13 protein-coding genes and 1 pseudogene are annotated in these 16,326 nt (G+C 71.4%); 6 read left to right on the top strand and 8 right to left on the bottom strand.

Translation table 11 applies throughout. From position 1 onward, the window contains the following. Positions 1 to 30: 30 nt before the first annotated feature. Both G3I60_RS29110 and G3I60_RS29105 read right to left on the bottom strand, forming a co-directional pair. Positions 31 to 2,559 carry an FtsX-like permease family protein gene (locus G3I60_RS29110; protein WP_343241452.1) on the bottom strand — a complete coding sequence of 843 codons (2,529 nt, stop codon included), beginning with the start codon at positions 2,557 to 2,559 and terminating at the stop codon, positions 31 to 33. Next, the gene (locus G3I60_RS29105; protein ID WP_164295719.1) at positions 2,556 to 3,425 is read right to left on the bottom strand and encodes an ABC transporter ATP-binding protein; all 870 of its coding nucleotides are present in this window, start codon (positions 3,423 to 3,425) and stop codon (positions 2,556 to 2,558) included. The genes G3I60_RS29110 and G3I60_RS29105 overlap by 4 nt, the downstream gene beginning before the upstream one ends. Before the next feature lie 185 nt (positions 3,426 to 3,610). Between G3I60_RS29105 and pepN the strand changes: the two genes are divergently transcribed. Then, positions 3,611 to 6,190, top strand: a complete 2,580-nt coding sequence (gene pepN, locus G3I60_RS29100; RefSeq protein ID WP_164295718.1) for an aminopeptidase N — start codon at positions 3,611 to 3,613, stop codon at positions 6,188 to 6,190. Positions 6,191 to 6,324: 134 nt separating this feature from the next. Further along, positions 6,325 to 7,746, top strand: coding sequence for a DUF234 domain-containing protein (locus tag G3I60_RS29095; protein ID WP_164295717.1), 1,422 nt, complete (start codon positions 6,325 to 6,327; stop codon positions 7,744 to 7,746). Here the strand turns inward: G3I60_RS29095 and G3I60_RS29090 are convergent. Continuing rightward, a complete protein-coding gene (locus tag G3I60_RS29090) occupies positions 7,730 to 8,698 on the bottom strand; it encodes a DMT family transporter (protein WP_164295716.1) in 969 nt (322 codons plus the stop codon). The two genes, G3I60_RS29095 and G3I60_RS29090, sit on opposite strands and share 17 nt — an antisense overlap. 147 nt (positions 8,699 to 8,845) lie before the next feature. Here G3I60_RS29090 and G3I60_RS29085 point away from each other — a divergent pair, with 147 nt between their 5' ends. Together G3I60_RS29085 and G3I60_RS29080 are read left to right on the top strand one after the other, a co-directional pair. Beyond that, complete coding sequence (locus G3I60_RS29085) at positions 8,846 to 9,469, top strand: class I SAM-dependent methyltransferase (RefSeq protein ID WP_164295715.1); 624 nt, start codon at positions 8,846 to 8,848, stop codon at positions 9,467 to 9,469. Positions 9,470 to 9,903: 434 nt separating this feature from the next. Continuing rightward, positions 9,904 to 10,572, top strand: a complete 669-nt coding sequence (locus G3I60_RS29080; protein WP_164295714.1) for a class I SAM-dependent methyltransferase — start codon at positions 9,904 to 9,906, stop codon at positions 10,570 to 10,572. 572 nt (positions 10,573 to 11,144) lie between these two features. Here G3I60_RS29080 and G3I60_RS29075 read toward each other — a convergent pair. Together G3I60_RS29075 and G3I60_RS29070 are read right to left on the bottom strand one after the other, a co-directional pair. Further along, on the bottom strand, positions 11,145 to 11,345 hold the full coding sequence (locus tag G3I60_RS29075; RefSeq protein WP_164295713.1) for a DUF397 domain-containing protein: 201 nt from the start codon (positions 11,343 to 11,345) through the stop codon (positions 11,145 to 11,147). Positions 11,346 to 11,356: 11 nt separating this feature from the next. Further along, a complete protein-coding gene (locus G3I60_RS29070) occupies positions 11,357 to 12,208 on the bottom strand; it encodes a helix-turn-helix transcriptional regulator (RefSeq protein WP_164295740.1) in 852 nt (283 codons plus the stop codon). A 259-nt stretch (positions 12,209 to 12,467) separates the two neighbouring features. On the opposite strand from G3I60_RS29070, the pseudogene G3I60_RS46890 reads away from it, so the two are divergent. Continuing rightward, positions 12,468 to 12,812, top strand: a pseudogene (locus G3I60_RS46890) (ATP-binding protein); the annotation flags it as partial. An 11-nt stretch (positions 12,813 to 12,823) separates the two neighbouring features. Here the strand turns inward: G3I60_RS46890 and G3I60_RS29060 are convergent. Together G3I60_RS29060 and G3I60_RS29055 are read right to left on the bottom strand one after the other, a co-directional pair. After that, complete coding sequence (locus tag G3I60_RS29060) at positions 12,824 to 13,795, bottom strand: EamA family transporter (RefSeq protein WP_164607924.1); 972 nt, start codon at positions 13,793 to 13,795, stop codon at positions 12,824 to 12,826. 231 nt (positions 13,796 to 14,026) lie between these two features. Further along, positions 14,027 to 15,259 carry an MFS transporter gene (locus G3I60_RS29055; RefSeq protein ID WP_239070368.1) on the bottom strand — a complete coding sequence of 411 codons (1,233 nt, stop codon included), beginning with the start codon at positions 15,257 to 15,259 and terminating at the stop codon, positions 14,027 to 14,029. A 179-nt stretch (positions 15,260 to 15,438) separates the two neighbouring features. Here G3I60_RS29055 and G3I60_RS29050 point away from each other — a divergent pair, with 179 nt between their 5' ends. Beyond that, complete coding sequence (locus G3I60_RS29050) at positions 15,439 to 15,993, top strand: MarR family winged helix-turn-helix transcriptional regulator (RefSeq protein WP_164295710.1); 555 nt, start codon at positions 15,439 to 15,441, stop codon at positions 15,991 to 15,993. A gap of 45 nt (positions 15,994 to 16,038) precedes the next feature. Here the strand turns inward: G3I60_RS29050 and G3I60_RS29045 are convergent, their stop codons facing one another. After that, positions 16,039 to 16,287 (bottom strand): hypothetical protein, encoded by a 249-nt coding sequence (locus G3I60_RS29045; protein ID WP_164295709.1) that lies wholly within the window; start codon positions 16,285 to 16,287, stop codon positions 16,039 to 16,041. Between the last annotated feature and the right edge of the window lie 39 nt (positions 16,288 to 16,326).

Genomic DNA, 16,326 nt, shown 5'->3' with positions numbered 1-16,326 from the left:
CACCCGCCCCGTCGTGTTCCCCGGCGTCCGCTACTCGCGGCCCGCGCCCGCCTCGATCGGGCGGGTGCGGAGCAGCGCCCGGGCCGGCAGGCCGGTGGCGGCCAGGCCCAGCAGGAGCACACCGCCGGCGATGGCGGCCGCCACGGTGGGCGGTACGTACGGGGCGCCGCCGGTCAGCCCGCGGGCGATCGGGCTGAGCGTCGCCCAGGCGATGGCCGTTCCGATCACCAGCCCTGCGGTGCCGACGAGCAGCGCCTCCCAGCGCATCATCCCGAGCACCTGGCGGCGGGTGGTGCCCGCCAGCCGCAGCAGGGCGACCTCGCGGCGCCGGTCGAGGACCGTCATGACCAGGGTGTTGGCGGCAGCGACGGCGGCGAATCCGCCGAGCACCGCGGCCATCACGCGGTTGGCCCAGGCGTTGAGCTCCAGGTCCTTGTCGACCTGGGCGGTGTAGCCGGCCCGGTCGGTGACCGCGACGCCGGGGGCGTCGAGCCGCTGCAGCGCACTCGCGACGGCGGCCCGGTCGGCGCCCTCCATGTCACGGACCAGCACCTGGCTGTCGTACGCGACCGACACATGTCCGGCGACCGCGGCGCGCGGCATCAGTACCTCGCCGAGGCCCAGACCGCGCTCATAGAGGGCGACGACCCGGGGGTGCACCGTTGTGCCGTCGCCGAGCCGCAGTTCCATACGGTCGCCGACCGAGACCTTGGCGGTGTCGGCGAGCAGGCTGTTCAGCGCGACGGTGTCGTTCGCCGCCAGCCCGGTCAGCGAGCCCTCCTTGACGCCGACGTCGAGCACCTTGGCCAGGTCGGCCGGGTTCCCGGAGACCCCCAGCGTGGAGGCGCCGATGAAGGAGCCGGCCGAGCGGTAGAGGACCCCGGTGCGCAGGACGCCGACGGCCGCGTCCACGCCCTTCACCCGCGCCGCCTCGGCGGCGGTCGTGGACGGCAGTCCCGCGCCGGTGCCGCTGACGATCTGGTCGGCGACCACGCCGTCGCGCACCTGCTCCGCGGAGACGTGCTTGATGGTGCTCTGCATGAAGACCAACGTGCCGCAGAAGGCGATGACCAGCACGATCGGGGTGATCGCGGAGGCCAGCCGGCGGGAGTTGGCACGGGCGTTGGCGGCGGCGAGCGCAGCGGGCGCGGCCCCCGCTCGCAGCGGCAGTCCGAGGACGGTGGCGGCGAGCCAGGCGACGACGGGTCCGAGCAGCGCGACGCTGAGCATGAAGAGCATCACGACGCCGAGCGCGATGTTGGCCGCGTCCTCCCCCGTGGCGTGGGCCGCGAGCGACGCCGTGACGATGCCGCCGGCGAGGGCCGCCACGCCGAGCACCGTACGGACGGGCCCGGGGCGTCCCCGCTCCACCGCCGCCTCGCCCAGCGCCTGGCTGGGCCGGGCCTTGGAGGGCCGGCGGGCGGCCAGATAACCGGCGACGAGCGAGCCGAGCAGGCCCGCGCCGACCGCGCTGACCATGGGGATCCAGCCGGTGGAAACCTCCAGTCCGGCAGGCACCGCGCCGCGGTCGGCGAGCTGGCCGAACCACCAGTGGGCGAGCGCCAGTCCCGGCAGGATGCCGGCCGCGCCGGCGAGCGGGGCGACGATCATCGCCTCGGTGGCGACGGTGCGGCGGATCTGCCGTGGGGTCGCGCCGATCGCCCGCAGCAGGGCGATCTCCCGGCTGCGCTGGCCGATGGCGAGGGCGACGGTGCCCATGACGACGAAGATCGCGGTCATGGCGGCGATGCCGCCGAAGGAGCCGCCCAGTCCCACCAGCATCTCCTTGCCCCCCGCGAGTTCGGGGTGTTCGACCTCACCGCGGTCTTCCCCGGTCTGCACCAGGGCGTGCCCGCCGACGGCGTGCTCGACCTGTCCGGCGAGCTGCTCGGTGCTGACACCGGTACGTGCGTAGACGGCGATGGCGTCCGCCTGACCCTGGTGGCCGGCGAGCCGGCCCGCCGCCGCGTCCTCGAACCAGGCGGTGGCGGAACCCGACCCCTCCGCCGTCAGACCGGAGATCCGGTAACCGCCGGTGCCGGCGGGCGTGACGAGGGTGACGGTGTCGCCGGTGCCGAGCTTCGCGGCGTGCGCCGTCGCGGCGTCGAGGGCGACCTCGCCCGCCGCCGGGGCGCGGCCCTCGGCGAGCGGCTTCGCGGCCGGGGCGGTGCCGATCGCGGTGGCCGACCAATCGCGGCCGGTCAGCGCCGGCAGCGCCTTGCTCTGCACGGGGAAGGCCACGTCGGGCACGGCCGCGGCGACGCCCGGTTCACGGGCGATACGGTCCGCGAGCCCGGCGTCGACGCGGGCCCGGTCGGGCAGCGGCTCGGCCTCCTCGTCGCGGTCCTCGCCGTGGCCGACGGTCATCCGGGCGTGCTGGTCGGCGGCGACGACCACCGGGGCACCGGCGTAGCGCTCGGGCGTGAGGTGCGCCACGATCCCGGTCTGCAGCAGGGTGCCGCAGGCGGTCATGATGGCGGCGGCGAAGAGCAGGGCGATGAACGTGCCGGCGAAGGACGCCGGCCGGAAGCGCACGGAGGCGCGGGCGAGACCGTTCACGCGGCGGCCCTCGCAACGCGCTCCGGGCGGGCGCCGGTGGTCAGCGCGACCATGTGGTCGGCGATCTCCGTCGGCTCCGGACGCTCCAGGTGGCCGGCGAACGAACCGTCGGCGAGGAAGAGCACCCGGTCCGCGAAGGAGGCGGCGACCGGGTCGTGGGTGACCATGACGACGGTGGCGCCGAGCCGGTCCACGGCGTGCCGCAGCAGACCCAGCACCTCGCGGGCGGTGTTGGTGTCCAGGGCGCCGGTCGGCTCGTCGGCGAACACCACCTCGGGCGCGGTGATCAGGGCGCGGGCGATGGCCACCCGCTGCTGCTGGCCGCCGGACAGCTGTCCGGGCCGCCGGCTTCCGTACCCTTCGAGGCCGACCTGCGCGAGCAGCTGGGCCGCCCGCCGCCGGTCGGGGCGGGCTCCGGCCAGCCGCTGCGGCAGCAGCACGTTCTGCTGCACGGTGAGCGACGGCAACAGGTTGAAGGACTGGAAGATGAAGCCGATGCGGCTGCGGCGCAGCTGGGTGAGCTTGTTCTCGTTGAGACCGGTGATGTCGGCGCCGCCGAGGTGCACGGTGCCGGCCGTCGGCTTGTCGAGCCCGGCGGCGCACTGCAGGAAGGTGCTCTTGCCGGAACCGGAGGGGCCCATCACCGCGGTGAAGCTGCCCCGCGGCAGCGCCAGGTCGATGCCGCGCAGCGCGTGCACGGTGGAGTCGCCGCGGCCGTAGGTACGGCGGACCGAGCGCAGCTCGACGGCGGCACTTGAGCCCGTCCCGGTACGGCCGGGCGCGGTGTCACCGCTGGTCCGCGGCGGGTACTGCGGCGCCGCGGGGGCCGTGGGGGCGGTGCTGGAGTGCTTCGACCGGAGTCGCATGATGTCCTCTGTTTCGGTTGCCGACGACCCTTCCGAAGTTACGGATCACCCGGGGTCCCGGACCATGCCGGTTCCCGGCGTCTTGGGGGTGGGGAAAACCCGAGGCCGGAGCTGGTGCAGACCCTGATCCCGGCCCGCGCAGCGTGCGAGGATGGCGGTCAGTCTTCATTAAGGAGTGGCCTACCGTGCCTGGCACGAACCTCACCCGCGAGGAGGCGCAGCAGCGTGCTCGCCTTCTCACCGTGGACGCGTACGAGATCGACCTCGACCTGAGCGGCGCGCAGGACGGGGGCACCTTCCGCTCGGTGACCACGGTGCGTTTCGATGCCGCGACGGCGGGGTCCTCATTCATCGACCTGGTCGCCCCGACCCTGCACGAAGTGGTGCTGAACGGCACCGCGCTCGACCCGGCGGAGGTGTTCGCGGACTCGCGCATCGCCCTGCCGTCGCTGCCGGCCGGCCGTAACGAGCTGCGCGTCGTCGCGGACTGCGCCTACACCAACACCGGTGAGGGCCTGCACCGTTTCGTCGACCCGGTCGACAAGCAGGCATACCTGTACACCCAGTTCGAGGTGCCGGACGCGCGCCGCGTCTTCGCCAGCTTTGAGCAGCCCGACCTCAAGGGCACCTTCCGGTTCACGGTGAAGGCCCCGGCGGGCTGGACGGTCATCTCCAACTCCCCGACGCCCAAGGCCGAGGACGTCAAGGACAACGTCTGGCGCTTCGAGCCGACGCCGCGCATCTCCTCGTACATCACCGCGCTGATCGCCGGCCCGTACACGGCCGTGCACAGCACGTGGGAGGGCGAGGGCCGCAGCGTCCCGCTGGCGATCTACTGCCGCCCGTCGCTGGCCGAGTTCCTGGACGCGGACGCGATCTTCGAGGTCACGCGGCAGGGCTTCGACTGGTTCGAGGAGAAGTTCGACTTCCCGTACCCGTTCGCCAAGTACGACCAGCTCTTCGTACCGGAGTTCAACGCCGGCGCGATGGAGAACGCGGGCGCGGTCACCATCCGTGACCAGTACGTCTTCCGTTCCAAGGTGACGGACGCGGCGTACGAGACGCGCGCCGAGACCATCCTGCACGAGCTGGCCCACATGTGGTTCGGCGACCTGGTCACCATGGAGTGGTGGAACGACCTCTGGCTGAACGAGTCGTTCGCCACGTACACCTCGATCGCCTGCCAGGCGTACGCGCCGGGCAGCAAGTTCCCGCAGTCGTGGACCACGTTCGCCAACTCCATGAAGACCTGGGCGTACCGGCAGGACCAGCTGCCGTCCACCCACCCGATCATGGCGGAGATCAACGACCTCGACGACGTCCTGGTCAACTTCGACGGCATCACGTACGCCAAGGGCGCCTCGGTGCTCAAGCAGCTCGTCGCCTACGTCGGCATGGACGAGTTCTTCGCCGGCGTGCAGGCGTACTTCAAGCAGCACGCCTGGGGCAACACCCAGCTGTCCGACCTGCTCGGCGCGCTGGAGAAGACCTCCGGCCGCGACCTGAAGAGCTGGTCGAAGGCGTGGCTCGAGACCGCGGGCATCAACATCCTGCGCCCGGAGATCACCCTCGCCGAGGACGGCACGATCACGTCCTTCGCGGTCCGCCAGGAGGCCCCGGCGCTGCCGGCCGGCGCCAAGGGCGAGGCCGTGCTGCGGCCGCACCGCATCGCCGTCGGCTGCTACGACCTCCAGGACGGCAAGCTGGTCCGCACCAGCCGTATCGAGCTGGACGTCGACGGCGAGCTGACCGAGGTGCCGTTCCCGCAGAACACCGCGCGCCCCGCGGTGATCCTGCTGAACGACGACGACCTGACGTACGCCAAGGTCCGCCTCGACGACGAGTCCCTCGCCGTCGTCCGCGACCACCTCGGCGACTTCACCGAGTCCCTCCCCCGCGCCCTGATCTGGTCCGCGGCCTGGGACATGACGCGTGACGGCGAGCTCGCCACCCGCGACTACCTGGAACTGGTGCTCTCCGGCATCACCAAGGAGTCGGACATCGGCGTCGTCCAGTCGCTGCACCGCCAGCTCAAGCTCGCGCTCGACCTGTACGCCGACCCGGCCTGGCGCGACACCGGCCTGGCCCGCTGGACGGAGGCCGCACTGGAGCAGCTGCGCGCCGCCGCCCCCGGCAGCGACCACCAGCTCGCGTGGGCCCGCGCCTTCTCGGCGACCGCCCGCACCCCGGAGCAGCTCGGGCTGCTCGCCGGGCTGCTGGACGGCACGCAGGTCATCGACGGCCTGGCCGTCGACACCGAGCTGCGCTGGTCCCTGCTGCACCGGCTCGTGGCGACCGGTCAGGCGGACGAGGCGGCCATCGCGGCGGAGCTCGCCCTCGACCCGACCTCGGCCGGCGAGGAGCACGCGGCCGGCGCCCGCGCCGCCCGTCCGACCGCCGACGCCAAGGCCGCGGTCTGGGCCGCGGTCGTCGAGGACGACAAGCTCGCGAACTCCCTGCAGGAGTCCGCGATCGGCGGCTTCGTCCAGACCGACCAGCGTGAGCTCCTCGCGCCCTACACCGAGCGGTACTTCAGCGCGGTCAAGGGCGTCTGGGACTCGCGCAGCCACGAGATCGCCCAGCAGATCGTGATCGGTCTCTACCCGGCCCTCCAGGTCTCCCAGGACACCCTGGACGCCACCGACGCCTGGCTCGCCTCGGCGACCCCGGTGCCGGCCCTGCGCCGGCTCGTCATCGAGTCCCGCTCGGGTGTGGAACGCGCTCTGAAGGCCCAGGCGGCGGACGCGGCGGCGGCCACCGCGTAGTACCGGCTCCGCGTGAGGCCCCGGACCCCAGGTCCGGGGCCTCACGCGTGTCCTGAGTGACGCACAACACATCCATTTCTGGTATATTCAATTTTGGTTGTACCACATATGGACCTATTGATCGGGTGGCCGTGATGGACAACTTCATCGGCCGGGAGCCGGAGCTCGCCGCGCTGAACCGCATGCTGCGGCGCGTCGCGGACGGCGGGCGGACCGGACGGCCGGGCAAGGCGATGCTGATCCGCGGCCGCCGCCGGGTGGGGAAGTCACGGCTGGTCGAGGAGTTCATCGAGCGCTCCGGGCTGCCGAGCGTCTTCTTCACCGCCTCGCAGCAGTCCAACCCGGAGGCGGACCTGCGGATGTTCGTCGAGACCGCCGCGGCATCCGACCTGCCCGGCGCCGCGACCCTGATCGGCCAGTCGCCCAGGGACTGGGACGCCGCCCTGCGCCTGCTGGTCGCCGCCCTGCCCGACGACCGGCCGAGCGCCGTCGTCCTCGACGAGATGCCGTACCTGATAAAGAACGACGCCGGCTTCGAGGGCACCCTCCAGAAACTCTTCGACCGGGAACTGTCCAGGAAGCCGGTGCTGCTGCTCTGCGTCGGCTCCGATCTGGCGATGATGGAGCGGCTCAACGACTACGACCGCCCGTTCCACCAGCGCGGCACCGAGATGGTGGTTCCCGCGCTGAGCCCCGCCGACGTGGCCGAGATGCTGCAGCTGCCGCCCGCCGACGCCTTCGACGCCTTCCTCGTCTCCGGCGGGCTGCCGCTCGTCCTGGAGGAGTGGCCCCGGGGCGCGGGGGTCTTCGACTACCTCGCCGAGGTCGTCGAGGACCCGACGTCCGCGCTGCTGGTGAGCGGGGAGCGGTCACTGGCCGCCGAGTTCCCGGCCGACGCACAGGCGCGATTGGTCCTGGGGGCCATCGGTTCGGGTGAGCGGACCCGCACCCTGATCGGCCGGGCGGCCGGTGACCTCCCCCCCACCAGTCTCAACCGTTCGCTCCAACTGCTCACCGCCAAGCGGGTGGTGGAGGCCATCACCCCGCTGTCGACCCGCCCCTCCAAGGAGACCCGCTACTACGTCGCCGACCCGCACCTGCGCTTCTGGCTCGCTCTGCTCGGACCGTACATGTCCGAGATCGAACGCGGCCGGGGCGACCTGACGTTCGCGCGCATCCTGCAGACGTGGACCTCGTGGCGCGGGCGGGCGATCGAACCCGTGGTGCGTGACGCCCTCTTCCGCATGCGGGTGGGCGGGGTGCCGGACGACACCGGCGCGGTCGGCGGCTACTGGACCCGCAACAACGATCCCGAGATCGACATCGTCGCGGCCGACCGGGGGCCGATCGCCAAGCGCATCACGGCTGTCGGCTCGGTCAAGTGGCTGGAGAAACGGCCCTTCGACGCGCACGACCTCGCGAAGCTGATCGTCCATCGCTCCCGGCTGCCCGGCGCGGACACCTCGACGCCGCTGATCGCGGTGGCGCGCAGCGGCGTGTCGGTGGACGGCGTCCAGGCCGTGGGGCCCGAGGAACTGATCACCGCCTGGCGGTGACCGGACCGGAGGCGCCGAGCGCGACACCGGCCAGGATCAGCGCCATGCAGAGGATCTGCAGCGGGCCGGTGCGTTCGCCGAGCAGGGCGAACGAGAGCAGTGCGACGCAGACGGGCTGCAGGTAGTAGACGATTCCCGCGCGGGCCGGGCCGATGAGCGCGATGGCCTTGTTCCAGGCGAAGAAGGCGACAGCCGAGGAACACACCCCGACGTAGAGCAGCGGCCCCACCGTCCCGGTGGAGGGCGCGAAGCCGCCCTGCGTCACGAGACTGACGACGTACACCGGCGCCAGGAGCGTCGCCCCGAGCGCGAAGGTGGCGAACAGGAAAGGCAGTTGGCCGATCCGGGCCGGCTTGCGGCGCAGCAGCGCGCTGTACCCGGCGAACGACAGGGCGGCGGCGAGCATCCACAGATCGCCGGTGGTGAAGTCGAGGCGGAGCAGCGCCGCCGGGGAGCCCTTGTCCAGCAGCGTGAGCACACCCACGAGCGCGATCACCAGCCCCACGGCCCGCCGTCCGCCGATCCGCTGCCGGGCGAAGACGGCGATCAGCACCGGCGCGGCCGCCATGATCATGCCCATGTTGCTCGCGGAGGTGGTGACCCCGGCCTGGTTGACCAGCGTGTTGTACACGGTGATGCCGAGCAGCGCGGCGAGGGCGACGTACCCGAAGTGACGTCTCAGCAGCGCCCGTTCCCGCCACGCCTGCCGCACCGCGAACGGCGCGACCGCGACCAGCGCGATCACCCACCGCCAGAACGCCGCCTGCACGGGCGGCACGCTGTCGTGCAGCGCCCGGGAGACGACGAAGCTCCCGGACCAGACGACGGGCGCGACGGCCGCGAGGAGGAGCCCGGATCCGGCTCCGGATCCCGTTCCGGTTCCGGTTCCGGATCCGACGGGGGTGCGGGTCGTGCGGGTGGCGGTCGTGCGGGCGTGGTCCAGGACGGTCACGTGGCTCCTTCGGTGGGCGGTGTCCCCACTGTCACCCCGGCCAACCGATCAGGTCCATCGAATGTTTCTGACGAATATGTTCAGTAGCCCTAAACAATGCATCACTCCCACTCCGGTGCCATCCTGGAAGAGGACGCGGAGGTCGTGATGGGAATCTATGGCGAACAGGTCGTGCCGCGGATCATCAACTTCGCATGCGGGATGAAGGTGGCCGTGCCGCTGCGACAGCGGGTCTGCGAGGGCCTGGAGGGCGAAGTCATAGAGATCGGATTCGGCACGGGGCACAACGTTCCCTACTACCCGGCGACCGTCACCGGCGTGACCGCGATCGAGCCCTCCGACGTCGGCTGGCGGCTCGCCGCGGACCGGGTCAGGGCGGCAACGGTCCCGGTACGCCGCGCCGGCCTGGACGGCCAGTCCCTGCCCTTCGCCGACGACAGCTTCGACGCCGCCCTCTCCACCTGGACCCTGTGCACCATCCCCGACGCCGACGCCGCCCTGCGCGAGGTCCGCCGCGTCCTCAAGCCCGGCGGAACCCTGCACTTCGTCGAACACGGGCTGGCTCCGGAGACGGACGAGAACGTCCGCCGCTGGCAACGCCGCCTGGAGCCGATGAACAAACGCCTCCTCGGCGGCTGCCACCTCACCCGCCCGACCGTCGAGATGCTGACGACCGCCGGTTTCACCATCAGAGAAGTCGACACCTTCTACGAAGAAGGCGCCCCCAAACCCATGGGCACCGCCGCACTGGGTGTGGCGGTGGCGCCGTAGCGGGCGCGGCCTGCGGCAACGGGTTCGACCTCTTGCGGTCACGTGGTGGCTGTGGCCAGAGCAGTACGGAGTGGTTTTCTGCGTCGCTTCGCGCCTTGACCGGGCGGAGGGGGAGGCCCCGGCGCTGCGCGCCTGCCAGTGGGGCGGTCCGCTGCGCGGCCCGGCGTCGCGCAGGGAATCCGGTCCGCTGCGCTCCCCGGGCGGGCCCCTCGCCTGGTGGTGGGGGCGTATCCCGACCTCTTGGCCTTGTAAGTGAGTCTTGAGACCAGTGGTAGGTGAGTTCCGACTCCAGCGGAGTGGGGCGGCGCGTCGCGCAGGCTCGCACCCGAATCCCGCCAGCGCCGCTGGTCAAGACACCTGTGGCGGCGCTGTGCGCTGAGCTTTGCGCACCTCGGACAACGCACTCTCCAAGGCCGCCGTCCTATTGTTGGCTGATGCGCGCAGACCATATCGACCGTCCGGCCGATCTCGACGTCGTCCGTGAGTCCTATGACCAGGTGGCCGACAACTACGCCCACATGGTGGTGACGACGGGCATGGGTGACATCCGTCGCCATCCCTGGCTCAAGGCGTCGATCGACGCCTTCGCCGACACCGTGGGCGAGTTCGAGCCCGTCCTCGACGTCGGTTGCGGCCCCGGCACAGTGACCGGCTACCTCGCCGAACGTGGACTCGACGTATCTGGGGTGGATCTCTCTCCCCGCATGATCGAGAACGCGCGCCGTCTTCATCCGCATTGCCGCTTCAGCGTCGCCTCCGCCACCGAGCTCGACCTCGGTGAAGCATCGCTCGGTGGCGTGCTCGGGTGGTGGTCACTGTTCAACCTCCCCCGCGATGTCCTTCCTCAGGTCCTCGCCCATTTCGCATACGCCCTGAAGCCGGGCGGGCACTTCATCGCCGGCACACACGTCGGCGACGAGGACGCGGTGCGCACCGAGGCATACGGAGGAGTGCCCGTTCGTTGGACCACGCACAAGTGGCGGCCGGAGCAGCTCGTGGACCTGATCGAGCAGGCCGGACTGCACCCGGTCGCCGAACTCCGGCTCCCCGCGGATGAGTGGAGCGGGCCGGGCGTAGTCGTCATGGCCAAGCGCCCCGCCTGAGATCCAGGCCCCGGAGACGGCACAAGATCTCGTGTCGGGATCCATTACCTGGCCTGCCCAGAGCCGCCCCGACCGAGCAGCCGACGCCGGCAGGTGGAGTCGCACTCACTTACACAACGAGGTCCCCAAGGCGGCAACTGGAGTCAGAACCGCCAGACAAGTGGAGTCCGACGTCACATAGGAAGCCAACTGGCCGCCCGCAATGGATCAGTCTGTGTGGACGGAGTTCCGCCATGTTGAGTTCTGGCCGTCGCTAGTGATCCACGTCTGCCGAGAGACCGCCCCACACGTCCCGTTGGACATCACTCGTCACACCCGCCCCACTTTCCCGGCCTGGAGAGCGGTTCAAGCTCCGCCCCTGCCCAAGAGCACCACCCGCAGGGCACCCCGGCCCCAACTACCCCACCACCCGGCAAGGGGAGCGCAGCGGACCGCCCTCACTCCGCTCCGGGGCGCGCAGCGAACCCGGCCCCACTGGCAGGCGCGCAGCGCCGGGGCCTCCCCTCCGCCCGGTCAAGGCGCGAAGCGACGCAGAAGGGCACTTCGCACTGCTCTGACCCCAGCCACCAGGTTCACCGCAGGATGTCGAACGCTCCGGCCCTGACATCCCGCAGGAACGCGCGGAGCGCGGCAGGGGTTGTGGTGACGATGACGCCGGGATCGTCGCTCTCCCGGAGGAGGACCGCGCCGGCGAGGGGTGCGATCTCGACGCAGCTGTTGCCCTCATCGGCGCCGGAGAAGGACGACTTCTGCCAGACAATGGAGGTGCGCATGTCGTGTGGTCTCACATTTCCCGTGCAATGGAGTGGATGAATCGGCGCGACTCCTCCGCGCCCAGAGCGACCTGTGACAGCAAGCGGAACAGCACGCGGTAGTTGTCGAGCTGGGCCTCCACATCGAGGAATCCGCTGCCGTAGGCGGCGTCGATCTGAACGGTGTCCAGCTGCGGCACGGTTCCGCCTGCGTAGAGCATCGGTTGGGCGGATCCTGTTAGTTCATCCACGTCGAACGGAATGACGTGGATGTCAACGGCGGGCCACTCTGAGGCTTCCAGCAGAAGGTCCAACTGCCCGCGCATTACCTTCCTGGCTGCGTACCGCAGGCGCAGCGCGCTCTCGTGGATGACCACGTCGAGCTTGGGCGGTGCCGGGCGTTCAAGGATCGCGCGGCGGCGTAGCCGGTGCTCCACGCGGGCGTCGAGTTCCGACGGGGACAGCTCGGTGATTCCGCCGGAGAACAGAGCGCGGGCGTACTGCTCGCTCTGCAACAACCCCGGCATGTGCAGCATATGGACGGTTCGCAGGAATGTCGCGTGGTGTTCCAGCTCGGCCAGATCCAAAAAGCTCGGGGCGAGCACGCCCCGGTACTCCGCCCACCAGCCCTTGCCCCGCTCCTCGGCCATGGCGACCAGCGCCTCGACGAGCTTCTTGTCGTTGGCCGAGTAGTGCGTGGCCAGGCGGCGGACCCGCTCACCGCTCACGCCGTACCGGCCGGACTCGATGTGGCTGATCTGGGCCCGCTCACCGCCGAGGAACGCCGCGGCGTCGCTGCCGGTCATGCCCGCCTGCTCGCGCAGCTTGCGCAACTCCGCTCCGAGGCGCTGCTGTCGGGCAGTTGGGTAGCTCCTTGGCGGCATCGCGGGCCCTCCCAAGTCGATCAGTCCAAGGGTGCAGCGTAACCGTGCCACGGGTTCACCCATTGGCGCGAATCTCGCGTAACACCATTGCACCGTCCCACTAGTGGGACCTACCGTCGGTAATGACCAACTCACACAAGGGAGTTGGCGGCCTCCTGCCGCCCCGACTCCATCGTGCGCTGCCCGCCAGCCGGAAGAGCACCCCCGTACTACCAGCAGGGGCATCGCCACCGGCCCGCCCTCTCCGTAGGAGGTCAGCATGATCGCTGCACTCGTCCCCGAAACCGGCTCCGGCTGGAGTTACTCCCTCCAGTTACCGCACGACCTCCGCGGGGCGCGGGTCGCCCGCGTCACCTTGCGGGCCGTACTGACCGCCCATCGATGCGAGCGGCTTGCCGAAGTCGCGGAGCTGCTCGCGTCCGAGCTCGTCGGCAACGCCCTGCTCCACTCCGACGGAGTCGTGACGTTGCGCGTGCACTGGCGGGAAGAGACGCTGCGGCTCGCCGTATTCGACGACTCGGCCGAACCACCGGTGTACGAGGCGGTGGACCCGGCCGAGTCGGAGAGAGGGCGAGGGATGCATCTGGTGCGGGAGCTGGCGGAGGACTGGGGGTACTACCTGGTCGGCGAGGAGATCCTCGGTGTCTCCGGGAAGCTGGTCTGGTGCGACATCGGCACGGAGACCAGCACCGGCACCGACACCGCCCCCGACCCCGCCACCGCCACAGAACCCCGCCGCTGGTAGTGCACCTGTCCCAACAGCGTTCCGGTGAACGCGATCGCCATGCCGAGGAGTTGGACGGGGGTCAGGGACTGGTCCAGGATCGCCCAGCCGATGGCGGCGGCGGAGAGCGGGCTCAGGAAGCCGAGGAGGGAGACCGAGGTTGCGGGGAGGCGGCCGATGCCGCGGAACCAGAGCCAGTACGCGGCGGCGGTGTTGGCGACGGCCAGGTACGCGTAGCCGGTGACGGCGCGGGCGTCGAGGGCGGGCGGGAGGCCCTCGACGAGGAGGGCGACCGGGGCGATCAGCAGGCCGCCGGCGGTGAGCTGCCAGCCGGTGAAGGCGAGCGGGCCGACGCCTTCCGGGCGTCCCCAGCGCTTGGTCAGGACGGTCCCGGCCGACATGCTCGCGGAGCCGGCGACGCCGGCGAGCAGGCCGAGGGCGTCGAATCCGGCACCGGCCCGCAGGACGACGAGGCTGACGCCGACCGCCCCGATGACCGCGGCCGTGAGCGTACGGGCACTGGGGCGTTCGCTGAGCAGGGCCGCCGCGAGGCCTGCCACGAACAGCGGGCCCACCGAGCCGACGACGGAGGCGACGCCGCCGGGCAGCCGGTAGGCGGCGAGGAACAGCAGCGGGAAGAAGGCGCCGATGTTGAGAGTGCCGAGCACCGCCGACTTCCACCACCAGGCCCCGCGCGGCAGCGCCCGGGTGGCGGCGAGCAGTACGAGCCCGGCGGGCAGCGCCCGCATCAGCCCGGCGAACAGCGGGCGGTCCGGCGGAAGGAGCTGGGTGGTGACCGCGTAGGTGGAGCCCCAGGCCAGCGGGGCGAGGGCGGTGAGGGCGATGGTGGAGAGACGGGACATCTGCGGACTCCTCACAGGAACAGCGGTCACAGCGGTCACAAGGGCAGGGGCCGCGAGAACGAAAGCCGGGCGACGACCAGGCGATGAAGCGGTCAGGCGAGCGGGAGGGCGGGCGAGCGGGCGGGCGGGCGGGCGGGCGACCGGACCGTCAGCCGAACAGGCGATCTGACGGGCGGGCCATCAGGCGAGCGGGCCATCAGGCGAAAAGGCGATCAGGCGAACCCGCAGCGATCAGGCGGCCGGCACAAGGTCCGGCTTCGGGGAGGCGGCCACCGGGCGCGGGGCCGCCGGGTGGACGGCGTCCGATGCCAGGTGCGGCTCCAGCCGCACCAGGAGGAGCGCCGCGCCGAGCGTGGTGCCGATGAGCAGCAGCCACGGGAGCCGGCCGTCGACGGCCATCAGGCCGGTGAAGAGCGACGGGGCGATGGCCCGCACCAGCTGCCAGGAGAACTGGTAGGCGGCCATGTACCGGCCGCGTACCGCGTCCGGGGCGGCGGCGATGGCCAGGGCGCCGGCCGACGGGTTGTGCACCATCTCGCCGATGGTGTGCACCGTGATGATCACGGCGAGGCCGGCGCCGATCGCCCAGCCGGCCTGCGGGCGCACCGTGCCGAGCACGATCTGTCCGGCGAAGGCCACCGCGAAGAGCACCGCGCCGAGCGCCGCGGACCGGTTGCGGCGGGCGCCGCGGCGGCGGACGAAGGACGCGACCAGGACGCCGCCCGCGGCGCACAGCACGGTGTTGACGGTGAAGGCGGCGCCGGTCAGGGACTCGGGGCCGTGCAGCCAGGTGGAGATGTAGAGCGGGTACAGGACGGGCAGCGCGGTGTAGCCCAGGGCGATGAGGAAGTTGGCCGCGGTCAGACCGAGGAACGGGCGGTCACGGAGCACCAACCGGTAGCCGGCCTTCTGACGGGCGACGGCCGCCGCGTCCCTGACCACCATGACCGGGCGAACCCGCCACATCAGCAGCGCCGAGAGGATGAAGCTGGCCGCGTTGAGCCAGGCCGCCGCGGTGAAGCCGGCGTCGCCGCCGAAGCCGACGACGAGCGAGGCGAGCAGCGCGCCGGCGCCCATCCCGCCGTTGCTGAGCGCCCGGGAGGCGGCCTGCAGCCGGTCCCGGTCGGCGCCGCGGGCGATCTCGCCGAGGAAGGACTGCTGGACGGCGGGGAATGCGCCGTCGCCGATGATCGTGACCAGGGCGACGACGGCGAAGGCGGGCACCGACTGCGCGAACGGGTAGAGCGCGAAGCCCAGCCCCCGCACCCCGAAGAGCACCAGCTGGACGCGGCGCGCCCCGAAGCGGTCGACGGCGGTGCCGGCCAGCGGCAGCGTGGTGAGCCCGATGAGCCCGGCCGCCGTGAGCACCGCGCCGACGGCGGCGAACGACAGGCCCGTGACGTGGTGGAAGAAGATCAGGGTGAAGGGGAGGTACATCCCGGAGCCGACCGCGTTGACGGTCATCGCAGCGAGCATGGACCGCTCGCCGGGTATCCGTGAAGTGCGTGTTCGCGAGGTGCTGGCCATGTCCGCTCCTGGGATCGTCGCCCGAAGTAGCTCGGTGATAAGTAGCTTACTTCTAAGCGACTTACCGTCAAGCTACTTTCTTGCCAGCGACTGTTCTTCGTCCGATACTGATGTGTATGACCACCCCGGCCCCGGACTCCCCGGACCTCCCCGACGCCCCGGACCCCGCGAACGCCCCGGATCCGGATCCCCTGGACAGGATCACCGCGCAGTGGAACGAGGTCCGCCCCGACCTCGACACCGTGCCGATGGCGATCTTCGGCCGCATCTACCGCATCGCGCGGGCGGTCGGCGACCGGATGGAGAAGGAGTACGGGCGCTTCGGCATCAGCCGCGGCGAGTTCGACGTACTGGCGACGCTGCGCAGGGCCGGTGAGCCGCACACCCTGTCACCGCGCGAGCTCTCCTCGACGCTGCTGCTCACCACCGGCGGCATGACAGGACGGCTGGACAAGCTGGAGCGCGCCGGCCTCGTCGAGCGCAGCCCGGACCCACACGACCGCCGCGGCCTGCGGGTCACCCTCACCGAACGCGGCCTCACGCTGCTACACGAGGCGGTGGGCGCCGGGCTCGCCGTGCAGAAGGCGGCTCTCGGCGCGATGGACGACGAGCAGGCGGCGCAGCTCTCCGGTCTGCTGCGGCAGCTGCTCAGCTCGTCGGAACAGCACTGAGCCCCCTGCCGCGCATGCGGTCAGGGGGCCAGCAGGAGAAAGGCGTCAGCCGCGCTCTTGCTGCTGCTTACGGGTCTTGTCGGTCGCCATCACCACGCCGGCGATGATCACGAACAGCGCGATCGGCGCGAGCACGAAGAGGCCGAGGGTCTGTACGACACTCAGGCCGGAACCCGGGTCGTCGCCGTCGTCGCGGGAGACCGCGAACGCGGGGGACGACATCAGCAGCATCAGCGTCGTCCCGGCGGTGATGACCCCGGCGCGCACGGCCTTCTTGTTGAGCTTCTTGTCCACGCCCTCAATGTAGTGAACGACCTCCGGGCCCGCACGCCC

This window comes from Streptomyces sp. SID13666, assembly GCF_010548325.1.
Lineage (GTDB): Bacteria > Actinomycetota > Actinomycetes > Streptomycetales > Streptomycetaceae > Actinacidiphila > Actinacidiphila fildesensis.
The sequence above is the reverse complement of the archived record's forward strand: the minus strand, read 5'-3'. Positions and strand labels throughout refer to the sequence as shown.

What these genes read in the sequence shown, in the direction of transcription:
- G3I60_RS29105 (WP_164295719.1), bottom strand. Translation starts at nt 3,425, where the DNA reads ATGCGACTCCGGTCGAAGCACTCCAGCACCGCCCCCACGGCCCCCGCG.
- G3I60_RS29095 (WP_164295717.1), top strand. Translation starts at nt 6,325, where the DNA reads ATGGACAACTTCATCGGCCGGGAGCCGGAGCTCGCCGCGCTGAACCGC.
- G3I60_RS29085 (WP_164295715.1), top strand. Translation starts at nt 8,846, where the DNA reads ATGGGAATCTATGGCGAACAGGTCGTGCCGCGGATCATCAACTTCGCA.
- G3I60_RS29080 (WP_164295714.1), top strand. Translation starts at nt 9,904, where the DNA reads ATGCGCGCAGACCATATCGACCGTCCGGCCGATCTCGACGTCGTCCGT.
- G3I60_RS29075 (WP_164295713.1), bottom strand. Translation starts at nt 11,345, where the DNA reads ATGCGCACCTCCATTGTCTGGCAGAAGTCGTCCTTCTCCGGCGCCGAT.
- G3I60_RS29070 (WP_164295740.1), bottom strand. Translation starts at nt 12,208, where the DNA reads ATGCCGCCAAGGAGCTACCCAACTGCCCGACAGCAGCGCCTCGGAGCG.
- G3I60_RS29060 (WP_164607924.1), bottom strand. Translation starts at nt 13,795, where the DNA reads ATGTCCCGTCTCTCCACCATCGCCCTCACCGCCCTCGCCCCGCTGGCC.
- G3I60_RS29055 (WP_239070368.1), bottom strand. Translation starts at nt 15,259, where the DNA reads ATGACCGTCAACGCGGTCGGCTCCGGGATGTACCTCCCCTTCACCCTG.
- G3I60_RS29050 (WP_164295710.1), top strand. Translation starts at nt 15,439, where the DNA reads ATGACCACCCCGGCCCCGGACTCCCCGGACCTCCCCGACGCCCCGGAC.